The sequence below is a fragment of the Candidatus Cryosericum hinesii genome (assembly GCF_003570985.1).
Lineage (GTDB): Bacteria > Caldisericota > Caldisericia > Cryosericales > Cryosericaceae > Cryosericum > Cryosericum hinesii.
In genome coordinates this window covers 255,076-274,368 of the sequence record NZ_QXIW01000031.1, presented here as the reverse complement: position 1 = coordinate 274,368, position 19,293 = coordinate 255,076, and the positions used below count along the sequence as shown (strand labels likewise).

Genomic DNA, 19,293 nt, shown 5'->3' with positions numbered 1-19,293 from the left:
TGCGGATACGGCAGCTGGGCAACAGCGCTCCTCACCACATCTGTCGGCTTGACACGACCCCCTCCATCCTATACTTGGAGTGACATCAGGAGGCACACATGGCCATTTTCGACGTCATGGGGCCGATCATGATCGGACCCTCCAGTTCGCACACGGCAGGCGCTGCCAAGATCGGCTATCTGGCACAGCGCGTCTATGACAAGCCTGTCAGAAGAGTTCGAATCATACTCTACAATTCGTTTGCAGAGACCGGACGGGGCCACGGCACGGACAAAGCGATCCTGGGCGGCATCCTGGGATTGCGTGTTGACGACCCCCGGATCAAGCAGAGCTACGACATTGCCGCGCAAGAAGGGGTCGATGTCGCCTTCGAGCAGGCAATCGACCCAGAGAAACACCCCAACTGCGCCTCCATCACCTTCACCGATCCCGACGGGGACCACCCATTTGTCGTTGAAGGCATTTCTGTCGGAGGGGGTTCCGTCAAGATTGTCGGTATCAACGGCGCACGGGTCGATTTCTCAGGAAAGCATAACTTGCTCTTCGTGACATATCGCGACGTTCCCGGCATGATGGCGCTGCTCGGCGATGCGCTCGGCGCACGCGGCATCAACGTCGCCTATGCCCAAATCTCACGTGACAAGAACACGGGAGGTGCAATGGCGATCATGAAACTCGACCAGCCCTGTCCGGGCGACCTCGCCGACTATTTCCGGTCAAACACAGACGTTACCGACGTCGTGACTATCAACAAACTGGGGAACGAATATGAGCGTGCCGAAGAAGACTGAAGTGCTGGACGAGATCAAGCGCATCCGTATCCACGGGCTTTCGGATGCACGTCGTCTCATGGAAGAGTATGACATCCTGACACTCGCCGGGTTCTTCGTGATGTATGAGTCCAAGAACCAGGAGCTGCCCGAATCCGAGGTTATCTCGCGCATGCATACCGTCCTCGACGCCATGCACGGGACGCTGCGAGAGGGACTGGAACACCCGAACCGAACCCCCTCACGCATGATCGATGGAGGTGCCGCCCATATGGATGCCCTCATCCGAGGCGGCGGGTCACTACTCGGCAATCAGTTCAGCACCGTCATCCGCAATACCCTGGCTGCGGCCGAGAACAACGCGTGCATGGGACGGATCGTCGCGGCCCCCACGGCAGGCGCAAGCGGTGTTCTTCCAGGCGCCTATCTGACGATCGCCGACGCTCACCATGTCGCCGAGGAACGCATCGTGCAGGGACTGTTTGTCGCCGGGGGCATCGGGGAGTGCATCGCCCTTCAGGCCTCGTTATCAGGTTCACAGCACGGCTGTCAGGCCGAGAACGGTTCCGCCGGCGCCATGACAGCCGCGGCCCTCGTTTCCCTCTTTTCCGAAGATCAGGAGGCGATCGAAAGCGCTGCGGCCTTTGCGCTGAAAAGTGTCCTCGGGCTGGTGTGTGACCCCATCGCCGGACTGGTCGAGATCCCCTGCGTCAAGCGCAACGTCATGGCCGCCGTCAACGCAGTTGCCAGCGCGGAGATGGCACTCGCCGGCATCCGGACGGTCGTCCCCTTCGATGAAGTCGTCCAGGCCATGGACCATATCGGCCGCGACATGTCGAGTTCCCTCAAGGAGACGTCACTCGGTGGACTCGCAGCCACGCCCACCGCGGTTCGCATCGCTGCCGAATTCAAGAGGATACGACCGTAACGCTTCGCATCAGCGATATATAGGATGAAACAGACGACACTTAGCCAGGAACAACAAGTTGCCAGCTCTGTCCGCGATCGCTCGGACCTTGCGCGTGGGTATCCCATCGCTGTGGCCAGCGCCATCATTCTGTCGACCACGGCCATCTTCATCCGCTACCTCACACAAACCTACAACATGCCGGCGCTGGTTCTGGCCTTCTGGCGAGACTCGTTCGTGGCGCTCACGATGCTGATTGTTCTCGCCATCCTGCATCCGCGCCTGCTGCACGTGGAGCGACGCCATGCGGGCTACCTTGTTGCCTATGGTCTCATACTGACGATGTTCAATTCCTTCTGGACGCTGTCCGTCTCTCTCAACGGAGCAGCCGTGTCGACTGTTCTGAGCTACTCCTCGGCGGCGTTCACCGCTCTTCTGGCCAGATGGCTCCTGAAGGAACGCCTCGGATGGGTCAAAATTGTGACAATCGCAGGCTGCCTGGGAGGCTGCGTTCTGGTTTCCGGCGCTCTCGAGCCCGGCGCATGGCAGGGAAACCTGACAGGTATCGTGACAGGAACGCTGTCGGGTCTCTGGTACGCGGGTTACAGTCTGATGGGCCGTTCAGCCTCTCAGCGAGGTCTCAACCCCTGGACGACCCTGCTGTACACGTTCGCCTTCGCAGCGTGCTTCCTGCTTCTGCTCAATCTGTCGTTCGGGAGGTTCCTGCCCGGCGCGGCCGTTCGCCCCGCGGATCTGCTGTGGCTTGGAAAAGCCGCGCGGGGCTGGTTCATCCTCTTCCTCCTGGCGGCAGGTCCCACTCTCGCGGGTTTTGGACTGTACAATGTCAGCCTCGGCTACTTGCCGTCAAGTGTCGCCAACCTGATTCTTACCCTCGAGCCGGCATTTACCGCAGTGATCGCCTACGTCGTGCTGGATGAACACCTGAACGGTATCCAGATCGCCGGCAGTCTCCTCATCCTGGGTGGCGTCGTCTTCCTGAGAGTCTACGAGAGCCGGCACAGCATCCAAGTACCGATCACGCCGTAAACCTCGACACCGTGTACATCTCCCCAACTCCCCGCACTACATATCCGACGTCACACACCCTCGGTGAGATGATGTGACACCTGCGCCCTGCCTCGCATCCTTGCGCTCTTCATCTGCGGCAGTATCATGAATTGTTACATGATTCGAAAGGAGCAGCGCACATGAATCAGCCTCAGGTTCGAAAAGGTGGAATCCTGGTCGCCATCGCGTCGGCCGTCATCTACAGCGGCGTCTCGGTCCTCGCCAAGTTCGCGTACCGGTACAACCTGAGCCCTCTGGAGCTGCTGAAGGAGCGCTACCTCCTCGCCAGTATCATCCTGGTCGTGGTCATTGGGCTCTCAAACTGGCACCTGCTGTTTCCGCGCAACTGGCATGAGGCAGGCGTCCTCCTGGGCTTCTCGGCCGTGTTCGTCACCGGGCCGACGTTGCTATACTTCACCGCCCTCCGGCTGCTGCCCGTGTCGACCGCCATGTTCCTGTTCCACTGCTACCCCGCCTTCGCCGGCCTGTTTGCCTGGATCTTCCTGCATGAACGCGTGACGCGCGCCTACCTGGCGTCCGTAGGAGTCATCGCCGTCGGCCTGCTGCTCCTGCTGGGCGCGAGTTTCCGCAGCGTCTCCGGGATCGGCGTCCTGACCATGCTGGCCTGCACAGTGGCCTATGCGCTGTACGCCGTGCTCTCGCAGCGCGTCATTCGTGGAGTCGACCCGCGCACGCTCGGCCTCTACAACCAGGTGGCTCCCGCTATAGTTCTGTGCCTCCTCACCATAGGCCAGCCCGTCTTCTACCCGGTCGTTTTCAGCTCTCGCACGGCTATGCTCGCCTTTGCCGGCATCGGTTTGTCGGCCGCAGGCGGCATGTTCCTGTTCGTGCAGGGCATCGCCATGATCGGCGCTCAGCGTGCCGTCATCATTGACTCCCTGGAACCGGTCCTCTCTGCCTTCTATGCATTGGTTCTCCTCGGCGAACACATGAAGCCTGTTGCCCTTGCCGGAGGTCTCCTCATCGTGACCGGTGTCGTCGTCGGCAACCTCCCGACACCGAAACTCAACGTACCGTCGACATTGCCTTCAACCACTGGTCAATGAAGAAGGGGCCAAAGCGATTGTCAGCCTTAGATAACTTGTCGTACCAAAATACTTGCCGTTTTGCATCTCGTGTTATACTCTCCACAGCCAGAGAACACTGAGAGGAGTTTCAGGGGAGGAACAATGGCAAGAGGCCACAGCGAGAAGTTCAGGCGCACAATAGCGGCTTCCGTCCACAAGCGGACTGAGACGTCCGGGGTATCACGCGGTGACAAGGCGTTCATCTACGAGGGCGAACTGGAGACCATGGCCCGTTTCGTCTCAGACTATCCAAGTATCGAGACCGGTGGAGACCTCTTTGGTTTCTGGACCCATACGGGTTCACCGATGATCGAGTATGTGCTGGGCCCAAGCGAAACTGCTAAACACGACGACGCAGCATTCCACCAGGAGTCTTCGTTTCTCAAGTCTGCCGGCGGAATCCTCCACGACCTGCACGGCCTGCAGCATGTCGGCACCTGGCACTCCCACCACAGACTCGGGCTCACCGTACCGTCCAACGGCGACTCGAACACAATGCAGCGTGCACTCGACAAGAACGGGTTCAATGCCTGGTTGCTCACGATATGCAATTTCGCCGACAAGTCCGACAGAGTCGAGATGCGCGCATATCTGTACCATGCACACGGAGGTGGAGAACGCCGGCAGCTAACGTGGCTCATCCTGCCCGGTTCCAGCCCCGTACGTACTGCCATGGAGGCCGTCAAAGGATTTCCACACGGAGAGCCACGCACTCCCGTCTCAACCTATGAAGCCATCCCCAGCACAACATTTGCCGTCATGGCAGCCACGCCTCAGACAGCCAATCCAACCTTCCCCAGCTCCTCGTTCATGGCGACACCCGAAGGGCGGGGCGAACTGTACCGCCTGTCCCAGGAGTTGTCGGCGCTCGAACGAGACGTTGAGATCCTGCAGCGAGAGGATGGACGAGTGTCGTTGGCCTTTGAGCGCGATGGCTACTCCTTCGAGGTCGTTTTTCCACATTCCTACCCTGTCGTCAAGCCCGTCGTCGAATGTCGGCCCGTGGACATTCCAGCAGGACAGGAGGAGTCCTGGAAAACCCCGCGCACCCTGTTTGTAGCCATGGACCGTGGTGACAATGTCGTTACACACATCGAGGATCTGGTTACAACGTTCCTTGTCAATCGGGAACACACGGGGTCTGACGCCCCCCGCGACAGAGAGGGCTGAGTCCCGTGGGCTGGTCTTCGCAGCAGTCAACGAGACTGCATCTAGAAATGGATATCCTGTCGCGCTATTTCCCGACCTTCTTCCTGAAGGACAGCATCATCCCCGGTCATGCCATCATCGAGGGAACCTTGCGCTCCAATGCGGGCCACGAATATATCGTCCGTCTCCACGTGCCCGCCGACCTGCCAAACTCCGTCCCTATCGTCGAGATCGTCAGTCCCGTCCTCCGAGACCGCTTTGGGCACTCCCTGGCCGACCTGGGGACATCGTACCCAATGCACCTGCTGAAACCGGAGAACGGCGTCGTACGCATCTGTCACTACAGCGCCTCTCACTGGAGCCCCAATATCACATTCTCCAAAATCCTGCTAAAAATCCGGGCCTGGCTCGAAGCCTATGAAGGCCATCTGGACAGCGGCTATGCCATAGACCACTATCTGCCACACATGACAGCCTGATCACGAGGAGGAACACGATGGAAGAGAAAGACTCAAAGAGCGTCCAGGACCATCTGGCACAGATAACACAGGGCAAGATGACGACCAAGAAGCTGGTCTTCGACCCGCGAACACAAGAGCTGGTACTTGTCGACGCCAAGTCCCCTCAGCTCTCGCCGGATGCTGTGACGGCGGATGACCCAACGCGCGACGGCTTCTTCGCCTGCGGACTGCCATGACACCCCTGGTCTATGTCTTTGAAGAGCAGGTCCGCGACCTGCTCAGCCAGGCGGGGGACGTCCGCCTGCTCGATGGTGTCGCATACGGGTTCGACGACTGGACGGTCTTCCACGCGTATACCGAGAAGCCTTCTTTCACGCCTTCTGGGCACATCTGCCCTTGTGTCGCGATGCGTTCGGACGCTACGGGGTTCGTCGACGAAGAGAAGCTCATGCTGCAAGTTCGCAGTCGTGTCGACCCTGACGGGGGACCCATCGTGGTCCTGTTGGTGGGGACCGGCGTGGCGGATTCACCCTCCTGCCGCGCACTTGTCCTGACCGAGAAGGGCGTAGCCGGCGCAGACACGCGGTTTGTCCCTCGCCGCTCCGAGTTGTTCTCCCGCAACACCGGGCTCCTCGAGACGTCGGCGCTGGCCGAGAAAAAAGTCGTCATCGTCGGTCTTGGCAGCGGCGGTTCCCCCATCGCTCTGGAACTGGCCCGCGCGGGGATCGGCCATTTTACTCTTATCGACTTCGACCGACTCGAGCTGGGGAACATCAGCCGCCATGTGTGTGGCGTGAACGATCTGGGCCGGTACAAGACGCTCGCGGTACGGGACCAGCTGCTGCAGAAGAACCCTTTTGCCGAAGTCTCCACGATGGAAGTCAACATCAACCAGGCACTGAGTCAAGTCGAGGATGCGGTCGCAGCCTCTGACTTGCTCATCGTCGCCTCTGACAATGACCAGAGCCGTTTCAACCTCAACCAGATGTCCCTCAACAACAACAAGGTCGCCCTGTATGGACGCGCCATCACACGCGCCGCAGGCGGCGACGTCCTGCGCGTACGACCCTGGAAGGGCCCCTGCTACAACTGCATATTCTCCTCGGGCCTTATCGACGGCCGCGAAGAGGAGATGTCACAAAAGCGGCAGGCTCTCGCCATATTGCCCGCCTACGTCGAGGAAGACAAGATCAACACCATGATCCAGGTCGGGCTGTCCTCCGACATCGCTCCCATCGCGAATATGATGACCAAGATGGCACTGGTGGAATTGTCACGCGGTATCGAGACCGGGATGAGTACGGTCGACGAAGACCTCGCCTCGGATTTCTACGTCTGGGCAAACCGGCGCGAAGAAGCCTATGCGAACTGGCCGCGCATGGGGTTCAAGTGGACACACCCGAGCATTCTTCGGTGGTATGGCGCCCGCGTCGACCGTGATCCGAACTGCCTGGTGTGCGGTGGCCATCTGGAGGAAGAACCAGCGACATAACGTCACGCCCAAACATGACCGAAATGGCCCACCCCGCGGGGTGGGCCATTATCATATTCTGTGTGCAGGACACGTGCTAGAAGAAGTCGTTGCGATCATCCACCCTCGTGTTCAGCAAGCGCAGTACAACAAACAGGATACCAAACACGATACGGACGATAAGCCAGATGACACGCCCGGCCACGGCCCAGCCGCTCAGGTCTTCCTGCGCACGCTGATCCGGGACGTTGGCCCACACGTCACTGAACTGACCGCCTCTCGTGCGCTCCTGAGAGCGCATCGCCTCCCACATCGCCTCAGCTTCGGCCTGCCGCTCACGCGGGTCCGCCCCCGCGTTGCCCCACTGTGGATTCCATGTGGACTGAGGTCCCGCGCCGGCAGCAGGGTTGCGGTATACAGACTGTCCGTAGCTGCTGGGAGCAGCGGTCTCACCCCAGCTCTGCGACGATGCGCTGATCTGGGCGTCGTACTGCTGCCGCTCCTCAGGGTTGCCGAGGACGTCGTATGCCGCGTTGACCCGTTCCATCATGAGAGCGGCACTCGCGTCGCCGGGGTGCAAGTCCGGGTGGTATTTCCTCACCAGGACCCGATACTGCGAACGGATCTGCTCCTGGGGCGCTGACGGGCTCACGCCGAGAACGCCGTACAGGTCCTTCTCAGGCGTCACTGTCATTATCCTCCGCGTCCGTCGGGAGCCCGACCGCTTCGGCCAGATTCCGTTCCTGTGCCGCCCTCACAGCGTTGCCCATGGCATCGCACGCCACACTCATGGCGAAGTGGAGCTGCGCCCGTACCTCGGGATCCGATAACATCACCTCGAGAGCCAAACCCTGCTCATACTGGCGGATGGCCTGTTCGTGCTCCCCTGCTGCCTCCGAGACATCTCCGACCGCTCGCATGGCCTCGGCCTCGAGCAGACTGTCACTGCACGAGTGAGCCAGTGAGAACGCCCCCATGGCCTCGCTGCGCGCAGACACCAGGTCCTGCCGGGCAAGGCTGACCTGTGCAAGAGCAAGCAACGCATTGATCTGCCCGGCACAGTTGTCCGTGGCGCGTGACACTTCGAGAGCGCGGCTGTCCTCGTACATCGCCTTCTCCCAGTCTCCCACCTCCGCGTACATCGCTCCCAGGTCGGATGAGATGTGGTAGACAAGTTCAGGGTCTGGCTCCAGGTGAGCCGCCAGTTCCTCAGCCTTCCTGGAGAACCTGATGCCGCGCGGGATATCTCCCGTCTGGGCAGCGATCGGACCCATGTTGGCGTACAACTGAGCAACCTCTTCGAGACGCGACTGCTCCTCGTACATTTTCGCTGCCTTGTCCCAAAGCTCCAAAGAGCCAATGGCCCTATCCTCGGAAGCAAGCGACACGCCCATCTCGTCCAGGAAGCCTGCGACATCACCGTCTGGCGGTACAAGCGCTTCGACTGCGCGTACGAATGCCCGCAGGTCCTTGCGATTTGCTTTCAGCAGGGCGACCACACGCTCTTCGACCGTCTGGCTGTTCCTGTCATTCATTTTCGTCTCCTTTGGGGTCAGCTGGTAATTACGCCTCATGATGGTACATTCGTCGCTCCAGCCGGGCCGACATGTCCATTATTGTAGCAGAACACCTGGCGACAACCATGACCATGCCACGGACATCGTGTCCAACAGGCATGACCTGCTTTTCACAGATTGCCCTCCTGGTTTCGCAAGATGAACAGACGAAGTGCCTCTCAGTCGGCGACGCCGGCTGCTTCCTGAACGTCCACTACAATGGCAGTACTGTTGTCCGGCCCTCCACACGTGTTGGCAAGGTCCACCAGACGGTGCGCAGCCTCCTCTGGAGATCCCTCTGTCAGGCCGGCCTTGAGGTCGGACTCGGAAATCGTGCCCCACAGCCCGTCTGAGCAAAGAAGATACCGGTCGCCAGCGCACAGCTCGTCCGACACGACATCGACCTCGACCCTCGCCGCAGTCCCGAGCGCCCTGGTCAGGATGTTCCGTTCGCTGACGTTCCGCGCATAGGCGGGGTCCAGCAGTCCCTGGCGTATCATGTCCGCCGCCATGGTATGGTCCTCCGTCAGCTGAGTCAGTACATCGCCTCGAAGGCGGTAGCACCTGCTGTCACCGACGTTGCAGATATACGCACGCTCTGCGTGCGGCACGAACCCCACCAGTGTCGTCCCCATGCCCGCCAGTTCCTCCGACGAAAGCGACAGGCGGTAGACGACCGCATTCGCTTCATGGACGGCGAGCCGCAGCCGCTGTTTCGTGTCTTCGGCCGACAACTCCCGCGAGCACCATGCCGCGACAAACGTCTCCACAGCCGTACGCGAAGCGACTTCTCCTCCCTGTGCTCCGCCGAGACCATCGCAAACGACGTAACACGCGCCCTGACGCTCGACCTCCTTGCCCTCCTGCGTGATGGCAAAGCTGTCCTCATTGGTGTCCCGCTGCAATCCGATGTCTGTCCATCCAGCCCCGGTGATTCTCATGGCCACCTCCTGACACTGAGTATATTCTTCCCTGGAGGCGATGGCAAACTCGTGCGATTCCTCCCAAATGAATTGCGACACCGTGGCATGCTTGTACCAGATGCACACAACCAACCCAACTCTGGAAATACTAAACGCCCCATAGCAAGTGAGACGTTCGTCTTCGCCATGTCAGAGTTCGCACTCCGACACATTTAGTCTATCGGAACCGTAGCCAATGCAACCTCCGGTTTTGCGCAGAAACGGTAGTAACATCCGATCCCCCTCGGCAAATGTCCAACACCGAAGCTAATGGTCGGGCTACCAACGGCGGCGGACTTCTCGCAATGCGGAAATGAGAAGCGCAGGTCACAGCGGTGCAGAATCTCCTTCCTGCTTGCCTGTCGCTTCCGGGAACCCATCCGAGGTGCTGGCCAGTTTCGCCGCCCACGTGCCCAGTCTGTTGGCGAGCCAGTCCTGCTGCAGCCAGAACCAGTCGGCCCATTGCGTAGTATCCTTCCGGTGCCAAGAGGAATAAACAAGGAAGCATGTCATGGCAACGTAGCAGGAAACGAATGCCCCTTGTAAATTTCTGACAGTATGCATAAAATGCAAACACGATGGCCATAGAAAATGAAGAATTCTTCACATCTTCTATGGACGATTCTTTAGGGTGAGGGGGTAGAGAAGAATGAAAAAGCTTCTGACAGTGATGATCGTTCTGGCAATGACCCTGAGTCTCGTCGGGTGCGGTAAATCAAGCAACACAAGCAGCAAGACGCTGAGTATTGGTGTGTTCGAACCGGCCTCCGGCGATAACGGCGCTGGCGGCAAGCAGGAAACCCTGGGTATGCAGTACGCCAACTCCGTGACTCCCACCGTTGCGATCAACGGCGAAACCTACAATGTGGTTCTGAAGATCGTGGATAACCAGTCTGCCACCGACAAGGCCCCTACGGCCGCACAGCAACTGGTGTCCGATAACGTGTCTGTGGTGCTGGGCTCTTACGGTTCCGGTGTGTCCATGGCTGCGGCGCCTATTTTTGAGCAGGCAAAGATCCCCGCCATCGGCGCTAGCTGCACCAACCCCGCCGTCACACAGAACCGTCCTTACTACTTCCGGGTGTGCTTCATCGATCCTTTCCAGGGCAGCGTCATGGCCAGCTTTGTCAAGGACCAGTTCAATGCCAAGAAGGCATACGTTCTCAACATGTTGGGCGAGGACTATGGCAGCGGACTTGCCACTTACTTTGCCAACGCGTTTAAGAAACAAGGCGGCGAGGTCAAATCGGAAGCGTTCCCCGAGGGCACGTCTGACTTCTCCGCCTATATCCAGAACGCCATCTCCTACGGTGCGGACGTGATCTTCGCTCCCTCCGCCACCACCTATGCCTCCCTGATCATCAGCCAAGCGGCATCCGCCGGGTGCAAAATCCCCATCACCGCTGGAGACACCTGGGAGTCCTCCGTGATTCTGGACGCGCAGAAGGGCACCAATCTGAAAGTATATGTCTCCACCTTCTTCGACGAGAACGACAAATCCGGCGTGGCCGCGACCTTCGTCTCGGGCTTCAAGGCATGGCTGAACGCCGATTCTCAGCACAAGACCGACAACGGCGGCAACGACATTGTTGCAGCTGTGTCTGCACTGGGCTATGACGCCTATATGACCGCCATCGAGGCCATCAAGATCGCCAATTCCACCACGGGCGAAGACATCAAGAATGCCATGCCCAAGGTCAGCTTTGACGGAGTAACAGGCCACATCAGCTTCCCGAATGGCGGCGATGCAGCCAAGAGCGATGCCTTCATCAAGCAGGCAGACAATGGCGTCTTCAAGTTCGTCAAGCGGCAGTCTGGTGCAAGCTGATACGTATCAGTTGTAGAGCAGCGTAAGGCAAAAAGCGCCGGTGGAGGCCCCCCCGGCGCTTAAATATAGGCTTTGGAGGTTCCCTTATGGCTAGAATATTGCCCTACTTGCTCGGCGGCATCTCCGTAGGTGGTCAATACGCTCTGATTGCCATAGGCTACACGATGGTCTACGGTATTCTGCGACTGATCAACTTTGCCCACGGCGATATTTTCACCGCGGCCGGCTTCTTCATGGTGTACGCCGCCGCCAGCCTTCCTATCTACGTCTCTGTTGCCGTCGTGATTCTGTTGACCATTTTCATGGGTGTTCTGGTGGAACGAGTGGCGTATAAGCCCCTGCGCTCCGCGCCCCGCATGTCTGTCATGATCTCCGCCATCGGCATGAGCTATCTTCTGCAGAATGTGATGTGGTATATCACCGGCGGTCTGGCCAAGCGGTACCCCATTATCCCCTGGATCAGCAACTCCGTCACCATCCTGGGCTACACCACGAAGCGCGTGACCATCATCACGCCCTTCTTGACGCTGATCCTGGTGGTAGCGCTGGTCATCCTGATTCAAAAGACAAAAATCGGCATGGCCATGCGCGCCGCGTCCCGTGATTTCGAGACAGCTCAGCTCATGGGAATCAAGATCGACAACGTCATCAGCTTCACGTTTGTCGTCGGGTCTGCACTGGCGGCGGTGGGCTCCCTGCTGTACTTCTCCAATTACGCCACTGTCACTCCCGTAGTGGGCGCCATGCCCGGCCTGAAGGCCTTCGTGGCCGCAGTGTTCGGCGGCATCGGCTCCATCCCCGGCGCCGTGCTGGGTGGCTTCATCATCGGAATCTCCGAGACCTTGACCAAGGGTGCCGGCCTGACCACTTTCTCCGACGCCGTCACGTTCGCTCTGCTGATCATCATTCTGGTAGTCAAACCCACCGGCCTCTTCGGAGAAAAGCCGACGCAGAAAGTGTGACGGCATGAAAAGAAATAGAATACCTCAGTTCTTCATAATCGTCGGGGCCTTTTTGCTTCTCCTTGCGGTCGTGCTAATGCTGGACAACGTCCCCGGTGTTCCCGTCATGCTGCTGATTGTCTTGCGCAAGGGCGCGATCTACGCGCTGGTAGCCGTGTCCATGAACATTCTTAACGGCTTTACAGGCCTGTTCTCCCTGGGGCAGGCGGGCTTTATGCTGCTGGGCGCCTACACCTACGCCATCCTGACCGTGCCGGTGGAGAACCAGGCGTTGGTCTATCAGCGCTATCCGAACGGCGGCATCGGCTTTTCTGTCACGGAGAGTCTCGGTAGAGTTCTTGGTCAGCCGGGACTGCTGTTGGGCGTTATCATCTGCCTGATTCTGGGAGGCATCGTGGCGGGCGTCTTTGCATATCTGATCGGACTGCCAGTGCTGAGACTCAAATCCGACTACCTGGCCATCGCCACCCTGGGCTTTGCCGAGATCATCCGCGCCGTGGTGCAATACGAAAAGCTGGGGCCCATCACGAACGGCTCCAACCTGCTCAGCAACTTCACAAACTTTTCGAACTTCCATCTGGGCTCTCTGAAACTGGACACCGTGATGCCGTTCGTCTTCGCGGGCGTCTGCATCTGGGTCATTACTTTGATAATCAACTCCACCTATGGCCGAGCGTTCAAGGCCATCCGGGACGACGAGGTAGCCGCCGAGGCCATGGGGATTAATCTGGCGAACCACAAACGCATGAGCTTTATCATCAGCTCGTTCTTCGCCGGGATCTCTGGCGCCATGTTGGCCATGTATCAGGCCAGCGTCCAGGCTACGATCTTCAAGGCGGCCATGACCTATGAAATCCTGCTGATCGTCGTCCTCGGCGGCATCGGCTCCATCTCCGGCTCCATCATTGCCGCTTTCCTGTTTGTCGGCTCCTCCGAGTGGTGGCTCCGCTTTTTGGACAACACGACTGTGTTGCCCAACTTCAACGCCAAGCTGCTGTTCGCGATTATCTTCGCTGCCATCGTGGTGAGCATCGTGTTTCTGGTGGTATACAGGCAGAACAAGGCGCAGAAGAGCCGCCCTGAGGCCGTCGGACGCGGCAGGAAGATACTGTCGCTCAAGCTATCCGGGGTCATTACCCTCGTGGTGGGGACGCTGTTGCTCCTGGGGGATCTACGTTTCCTGATCAGCCCGGATCTGCAGGTGCCTCTGCTGCGCTCCGGGTTCCGAATGGTGGTCTTCTCCATTATCGTCATGATCGTCGTGCTGTTCTTCAGCAGGGGACTGATGGGCGACAGGGAGCTGCCAGATCTGTTCCGCACACGACACAAAAGACTCTGAACGTCCAGGGGATGACTGCAAATGAGCGACAACGTACTGAAGGTTGAGAACGTTACCATGCAGTTCGGCGGCGTGGTTGCCGTGGATAATGTGAACCTCGAGGTCAACGCAGGAGAGATCGTCTCCCTGATCGGGCCCAACGGTGCTGGAAAAACCACGGCCTTCAACGTCATCACCGGAGTATACCCCCCAACCAATGGCGTGGTGTACTTCGAGGGCAAGAAGATCGTAGAGAACTATCCTCGCGGGAAAATGAAAAAACTGTACAAGACTGAGAACAACGGAGCGTATACCCACGCGATTGAGCCAACCCCTGATAAAATCACCCGGATGGGTGTGGCCCGCACCTTCCAGAACATCCGCCTCTGGTCGTCTCAGACGGTGTTTGAAAACATCCTGATCGCCAAACATTGCCGCGTCACGGCGGGATTGTTGTCGGCCACCTTCCGTATGAACAAGCTCGAGGAACGACGCCAGCGGGAGGAGTGCGACGAGCTGCTGCGAATTCTGGGATTGGAGGGGGTCCGCAATGAACTGGCAACCTCACTACCCTATGGCCAACAGCGCCGCGTGGAGATCGCCCGGGCACTAGCGACTCAACCCAAGCTTCTCCTCCTGGACGAACCGGCCGCTGGCATGAACCCCCAGGAGACGCAGGAACTGACCGCCTTTATCAGCCGTATCCGCACCGACTTCAGACTGACGGTGTTCATCATCGAACATCACATGGCCCTGGTCATGGATATCTCCGACCGAATCTATGTCCTGGACTTTGGCAAGCTGATCGCCAGCGGCACACCCGCCAAGGTTCAGAACGATCAGCGCGTCGTTGACGCGTATCTGGGGGTGAGCGAGGATGCTTAAGATTGAGAATCTCCATGTCTCCTACGGAGGCATCCGCGCGCTTCGCGGCATTTCACTGGAGGTGCCCGACGGCAAGATCGTCACGTTGATCGGCGCCAACGGCGCTGGGAAATCTACCATGCTGCGCACCATCACCGGTCTGGTCAAGGCAGAGAGCGGCTCAATCCGGTGGAATGATCACGAGCTGCTGGGTCAACCTACTGACCGGATCATCGGTACGGGTATCGCCATGTGTCCTGAGGGCCGCCGCGTCTTTGCCGACCTGACCGTTCTGGAGAACCTGAAGATTGGGGCCTACCTTCGTAAGGACAGAGCAGGCATCCAGGAAGACCTCCAGTCGGTGTATGACCTGTTCCCCCGTCTGAAGGAGAGGGTCTGGCAGATGGCAGGCACACTATCCGGTGGCGAACAGCAAATGCTGACCGTAGGCCGCGCCCTGATGAGCCGCCCCCAACTGCTGCTTCTGGATGAGCCCTCCTTGGGCCTGGCGCCCCTGGTGGTGCAGGATATTTTCTCTATCATCAAGAAGATCAACAAGCAGGGCACCACTCTGCTCCTGATCGAGCAGAACGCGAATATGGCATTAAGAACGGCGGATCTGGCCTACGTGCTGGAGACCGGCAACATCACCATGTTCGGCACTGGCGCCGACCTGCTGGCCGACGAAAAAGTGAAAGAGGCTTATCTCGGCAAGCACAAGAACTGACAAGAAAGGGGGAGCGGTATCTCGCTCCCCGCTTCTGTAGATTACGACAGAATCCTCACGTTTCGTTGGATTCCCCGGCTTGCGCTCAGTCCGTCGCAAACGACGTAACAGGCGCCCTGACGCTCGACCTCCTTGCCTTCCTGAACGACGGCAAAGCTGTCCTCATTGGTATGACGCTGCAGTCCGATGTCCGTCCAACCCGCTCCAATGACCCTCATGGCGACCTCCTGACTGAGCCTATCCGATCCCGTCAACAGTCACAAGTCTAGCACGTTCCTCGCGGACAAACCGGTCCTGCGTCACACGGCGTATACTGCGATCGCGGCAGTGACCGCGAGCAGCGTCAGCGTGAAACTCGACGTGGCCGCTTCCAACGCATCGTTTCGATGCCACGCACGCGACGGAACAGCACAGTGACACCCCGCACACGACGGCCGATGCCAACGGGCCTGCGACGTGTTCCCGCTACTGCGTCCACGATGACACTTCCAGCCCTCCAGGCAAGCAGTTCATCCATCGATGCCTCCGGACAATCTCAACAAATGCCTCTCCATATTCAGTGTAGTTCGCAGAAGATAAACTCAAGGGCAGGGACAAACCGGACAAGAATTGTACTTTTGTCGGCTAAGGTACAATTTCAGCACGACGAATTGTACCTTCACATACAATGGGGTGGTCGGGTTGCCGACCCTCTCAATTACCAGATGTGACATGGCAGGCACGGTGACCAGGGCAAGTTTGCTCGCAAGCCGTTGCGCGTTAGTACGCGATTCCATAATCAGCTAGCCTGCTGCCTACTCGGAGACCACAAGGGTCTTGGTGGCCATGCACAGTCGTGCGGGCATGGGATACTGCAGCTCCCACACGATGTTCATTGGGTGACTGCCAGTGGATTCCACGAACGTCGCCGGACCCAAGTAGTAGTAGGGTGCTCCGATTCCGTGTGACTGCTTGTTCTCTCGAACGAACAAGAGAACGGTATTTCTCTGCTCAGGTTGATGGATGTACCTCTGTCCTGTGATCGATGTCTCTGACGTTGTGCTTTGTGACTGCCAGTGGAACAGGCGGTCGCTGATGGCGTAGTCTTGATACATGGTGGACTCAGAGTAGTCCTTCTCGGACTTGTTCAGCGTAACCAGTAACACGTCACAGTCCTTGTCCGGCAAGTAACGCACACCTTCGAGCAGCGATGGTTGGCGCTCCCATGAATAGTGGCCTAGACCAGCCAAGAGCTCGTCACGGAGATAGGAGCGATGTAGCTCCAGAACACTCACAAACGGCAGCCGCACTGATTGAGAGCTGATGCTGACGTGGTCAAGGCACCACTTTGTCAGTTCCACGTACTCGCTACGCATTGTGGGGTTCCTAGCGAAGACTTCAGCAACCTGCTGCCACGAGGAACAAGTGGCTCGATCAGGCTTAGTTTGCCACACATCGCACCACAACATTACCGCGAATGGACTCTCCGACTGTGAGAGGTTCATATCCCCTTCAAGGGCGTCGATAATGAAATGCAGAAACGAGGGCGAATCAGCGTGCGCAAGTCTCAACAGCCCCTTGGTGAGACGATCCTCGTCTGGTTCCGCCCATGCTGTCCTCTTACCTGCTTCAGAGCATAGTCGACTCCAAGACCTTCCTGTCTCGTAGATGCTGTAGGCTTCCAGTTGGTGGTACTCAAGGAATGCGGCCATCGTAAGAACCTGTTGGGCTTCGTCTTCGAACTCAGCAATTCGCTGGACCATCCGGTTACGCCCAGTTCGTACTGCAGACCTAATGTTCTCCAGGACACTTTCCTTGGCTACGCGCTCAAGTTGTATGTTGCATCCTTTGGGAAGAAATGGGAAGTCGTCATTGACCTCTGCCTGGATTGACCGGGCCGTATGGCCAAGGAGTGCTTGAAAGCGAGCCTCGAAACTGTAGTTTTGTTGCGCCTTCCCTATGAAATCAAGCACCGTCAGACACTCTTTTCCTTCATCGATTCGCAGCCCTCGCCCAAGTTGTTGAAGAAACACTGTAAGGCTTTCAGTTGGTCGAAGGAACAGGACCGTGTCGATTTCCGGGATATCGATGCCTTCGTTGTACAGGTCCACGGTGAAGATGAAGTTGACTTCCTTGTTACGGAGTAGACTCTGGGCTGCGATGCGATCCGTCGGGGCAGTTGCAGCCGAGACTGCAACAGAGGGAATGCCCGCACGTCGGAAGAAGCCGGCCATGAACTCTGCGTGCTCGATACTCACACAGAAACCTAATCCACGGGTATCTTCCGCTTTTCTGCAGTAGCGTTGGACGGCATCCACTATGAGGCGTGCCCTGCTCTCGTTTGCTGAATACGCTTGATTCAACTGTTGGATATCGTATCCGCCACGACTCCATCGGAATGTATTGAGGTCAACAACGTCGGTCACGCCGAAGTACTGGAAGGAACATAGTAGTCCGCGATCAACGGCCTCCGGCAACCGAATTTCAGCTGCTATGCGACCCCCAAACCACCTGAGTATGTCTTTGCCATCCATGCGTTCTGGCGTTGCAGTGAGTCCAAGGAGAATATCCGGCTGCGCATATTCCAGAAAATCGACATACGTCGGCGCTTCAGCATGATGGAACTCATCGACTACGACGTAGTCGTATGTCGTGGGGTCGCGAAAAAGCGCCCCCAAACCTCGTGCAGCGAGCATCTGGATCGAGACAAACAGGTAGTCTGATTGCGACGGTTCCGAGTTGCCTACAAGTACGTCGCCGAAGTTCGCATCGTGGAGGACATTCCGAAAGCATGCCAGCGACTGCCATAGGATCTCTTGTCGATGCGCGACAAACAGTAGGCGATTCTTCTTTCCTGGATGCTCTTCGCAGTACCGCTTGTAGTCAAAGGCAGCAACAACTGTCTTCCCAGTGCCAGTTGCCGCAACGACGAGATTCCGTCTTCGACCGTGCAGTTCTCTTTCCGCGTTCAGCCTTTCCAGTATGTCTTGTTGAAACCCGTAAGGGTGCATGTCCACTAGGTATTGGTGTTGATCGGTAGTCCTCTCGTTTCCCAGAGCTACTCTGAGAGCAGGTTCGTCCTCTAGCGAGTAAGCCCGAAACTCGGCATCACTCCAGTAGGTCTCGAACGTCCCAACGAATTTGTTGATGATCTCTACGGCGTCTCTGGCAGTGACTTTGATGTTCCACTCCAGCCCACTCGTAATCGCGGCACCTGAGATATTAGACGAACCGATATAAGCGGTAGTGAACCCGCTGTCGCGATGGAACAAATATGCCTTGGCATGCAGACGTGTGCGGTCAGTGTCGTACGATACCCGCACCTGAGTGTGCGACAGAGAGGCCAACAGCGACACAGCCCGAAGGTCAGTTGCCCCCATATACGAAGTCGTGATGATTCTCAATGTTGCGTTGGGGCGTGACGTAAACTCGCGCAGCTCCTTTTCGATGAGGCGTAGCCCGCTCCACTTGATGAATGACATAAGAATATCGATCCTGTCTGATGACAGGATTTCTTTCCTCAATTCACTGGCCAGGCTTGGCTCCCGCGGAGAACCCGTGAGTAGAGCGGACTGGCTCAGGCCTGTCTTGGGTCGAAGCTCGCCCAGCCGATCGATGCTTACGTCTGGTAATGTTGGTCTATCAAGCAGTGCAAGAAGAATTTCAACTTGTGGAGGTATGGTGCTGCCACCCAGTTCGGCCGCGGGAACCCTTGAGCTGGTCAGTTCGACAATGTCATTGCAGAGAGACACTCGCTGCTGCAGCGCTTGGTCCCCAGTACATGCATCGAGTGCGCGACGTACCACTCTTTCCAGATATCGGGACAGAATGATGGGGCTCTCTGCGGCATCAATGGCTTCCTGGGTCCATGCCCATCGGGTTGGATCGAGGTCGCTCAACTCTCTCCGCATCAACTCGTCGATGAGTTGCTCGTAAAGACCGGAATTTGGTTTCAATTGTCCTCCTCCGCCTAGTGCGCCCAGTCGAAAAACTAACAGCATACCATATTGTCACGGGCTCTTCTCGAGAACTGAACATCAACCGGTCCTGACCCCAGCGACCACTTCGTCATGTTAGGAATTGTGTATACCTATTTTCCTCAGCAGAGTAGATGCAGCAGGGTCGCTTGTGTGATTTAGAATGACAAACCGCACCAGAGACTCCTGGTGCGGTGTCGAATCGT

At 57.9% G+C, this 19,293-nt stretch carries 19 protein-coding genes; 13 read left to right on the top strand and 6 right to left on the bottom strand.

What is annotated here, in order from left to right:
- The first annotated feature begins 98 nt into the window (after positions 1 to 98).
- The 8 genes from sdaAB (at position 99) to SMC3_RS07800 (ending at position 6,935) form a co-directional block, all read left to right on the top strand.
- Positions 99 to 791, top strand: coding sequence for an L-serine ammonia-lyase, iron-sulfur-dependent subunit beta (sdaAB, locus tag SMC3_RS07835; protein ID WP_119087997.1), 693 nt, complete (start codon positions 99 to 101; stop codon positions 789 to 791).
- Positions 769 to 1,698, top strand: coding sequence for an L-serine ammonia-lyase, iron-sulfur-dependent, subunit alpha (sdaAA, locus tag SMC3_RS07830; RefSeq protein ID WP_119087996.1), 930 nt, complete (start codon positions 769 to 771; stop codon positions 1,696 to 1,698). Before sdaAB ends, sdaAA begins: the two co-directional genes overlap by 23 nt.
- A gap of 24 nt (positions 1,699 to 1,722) precedes the next feature.
- Entirely contained in the window at positions 1,723 to 2,724 is a 1,002-nt protein-coding gene (locus tag SMC3_RS07825) for a DMT family transporter (RefSeq protein ID WP_119087995.1), read from the top strand.
- Between the two features lie 161 nt (positions 2,725 to 2,885).
- Positions 2,886 to 3,812, top strand: coding sequence for a DMT family transporter (locus tag SMC3_RS07820; protein ID WP_119087994.1), 927 nt, complete (start codon positions 2,886 to 2,888; stop codon positions 3,810 to 3,812).
- 123 nt (positions 3,813 to 3,935) lie between these two features.
- A complete protein-coding gene (locus SMC3_RS07815) occupies positions 3,936 to 5,003 on the top strand; it encodes a hypothetical protein (RefSeq protein ID WP_119087993.1) in 1,068 nt (355 codons plus the stop codon).
- Between the two features lie 47 nt (positions 5,004 to 5,050).
- A complete protein-coding gene (locus tag SMC3_RS07810) occupies positions 5,051 to 5,461 on the top strand; it encodes a hypothetical protein (protein WP_119087992.1) in 411 nt (136 codons plus the stop codon).
- 17 nt (positions 5,462 to 5,478) lie between these two features.
- Positions 5,479 to 5,679, top strand: a complete 201-nt coding sequence (locus SMC3_RS07805; protein WP_119087991.1) for a hypothetical protein — start codon at positions 5,479 to 5,481, stop codon at positions 5,677 to 5,679.
- Positions 5,676 to 6,935, top strand: a complete 1,260-nt coding sequence (locus tag SMC3_RS07800) for a HesA/MoeB/ThiF family protein (protein WP_119089987.1) — start codon at positions 5,676 to 5,678, stop codon at positions 6,933 to 6,935. Before SMC3_RS07805 ends, SMC3_RS07800 begins: the two co-directional genes overlap by 4 nt.
- 76 nt (positions 6,936 to 7,011) lie before the next feature.
- Here the strand turns inward: SMC3_RS07800 and SMC3_RS07795 are convergent, their stop codons facing one another.
- The 3 genes from SMC3_RS07795 to SMC3_RS07785 form a co-directional block, all read right to left on the bottom strand.
- Positions 7,012 to 7,602: a J domain-containing protein gene (locus SMC3_RS07795; protein ID WP_165846678.1), complete on the bottom strand. Its 591-nt coding sequence runs from the start codon at positions 7,600 to 7,602 to the stop codon at positions 7,012 to 7,014.
- Complete coding sequence (locus SMC3_RS07790) at positions 7,592 to 8,449, bottom strand: hypothetical protein (RefSeq protein ID WP_119087987.1); 858 nt, start codon at positions 8,447 to 8,449, stop codon at positions 7,592 to 7,594. The genes SMC3_RS07795 and SMC3_RS07790 overlap by 11 nt, the downstream gene beginning before the upstream one ends.
- Positions 8,450 to 8,649: 200 nt before the next feature.
- Positions 8,650 to 9,411 (bottom strand): Stp1/IreP family PP2C-type Ser/Thr phosphatase, encoded by a 762-nt coding sequence (locus SMC3_RS07785; protein ID WP_119087986.1) that lies wholly within the window; start codon positions 9,409 to 9,411, stop codon positions 8,650 to 8,652.
- A gap of 670 nt (positions 9,412 to 10,081) precedes the next feature.
- Between SMC3_RS07785 and SMC3_RS07775 the strand changes: the two genes are divergently transcribed.
- The 5 genes from SMC3_RS07775 to SMC3_RS07755 all read left to right on the top strand — a co-directional run bounded on the left by SMC3_RS07775 (position 10,082) and on the right by SMC3_RS07755 (position 15,131).
- Entirely contained in the window at positions 10,082 to 11,260 is a 1,179-nt protein-coding gene (locus SMC3_RS07775) for an ABC transporter substrate-binding protein (RefSeq protein WP_119087984.1), read from the top strand.
- A gap of 86 nt (positions 11,261 to 11,346) precedes the next feature.
- A complete protein-coding gene (locus SMC3_RS07770; protein WP_119087983.1) occupies positions 11,347 to 12,222 on the top strand; it encodes a branched-chain amino acid ABC transporter permease in 876 nt (291 codons plus the stop codon).
- A 4-nt stretch (positions 12,223 to 12,226) separates the two neighbouring features.
- A complete protein-coding gene (locus SMC3_RS07765; protein ID WP_119089986.1) occupies positions 12,227 to 13,561 on the top strand; it encodes a branched-chain amino acid ABC transporter permease in 1,335 nt (444 codons plus the stop codon).
- Positions 13,562 to 13,582: 21 nt separating this feature from the next.
- The gene (locus tag SMC3_RS07760) at positions 13,583 to 14,425 is read left to right on the top strand and encodes an ABC transporter ATP-binding protein (protein ID WP_119087981.1); all 843 of its coding nucleotides are present in this window, start codon (positions 13,583 to 13,585) and stop codon (positions 14,423 to 14,425) included.
- Entirely contained in the window at positions 14,418 to 15,131 is a 714-nt protein-coding gene (locus tag SMC3_RS07755) for an ABC transporter ATP-binding protein (protein ID WP_119087980.1), read from the top strand. Before SMC3_RS07760 ends, SMC3_RS07755 begins: the two co-directional genes overlap by 8 nt.
- A 41-nt stretch (positions 15,132 to 15,172) precedes the next feature.
- On the opposite strand, the gene SMC3_RS09415 is transcribed toward SMC3_RS07755, so the two are convergent.
- The 3 genes from SMC3_RS09415 to SMC3_RS07750 all read right to left on the bottom strand — a co-directional run bounded on the left by SMC3_RS09415 (position 15,173) and on the right by SMC3_RS07750 (position 19,066).
- Positions 15,173 to 15,349, bottom strand: a complete 177-nt coding sequence (locus SMC3_RS09415; protein WP_165846338.1) for a hypothetical protein — start codon at positions 15,347 to 15,349, stop codon at positions 15,173 to 15,175.
- Between the two features lie 125 nt (positions 15,350 to 15,474).
- Entirely contained in the window at positions 15,475 to 15,648 is a 174-nt protein-coding gene (locus SMC3_RS09410; RefSeq protein WP_165846677.1) for a hypothetical protein, read from the bottom strand.
- A gap of 277 nt (positions 15,649 to 15,925) precedes the next feature.
- Positions 15,926 to 19,066, bottom strand: coding sequence for a DUF3427 domain-containing protein (locus SMC3_RS07750; RefSeq protein ID WP_207799720.1), 3,141 nt, complete (start codon positions 19,064 to 19,066; stop codon positions 15,926 to 15,928).
- Positions 19,067 to 19,293 lie beyond the last annotated feature (227 nt).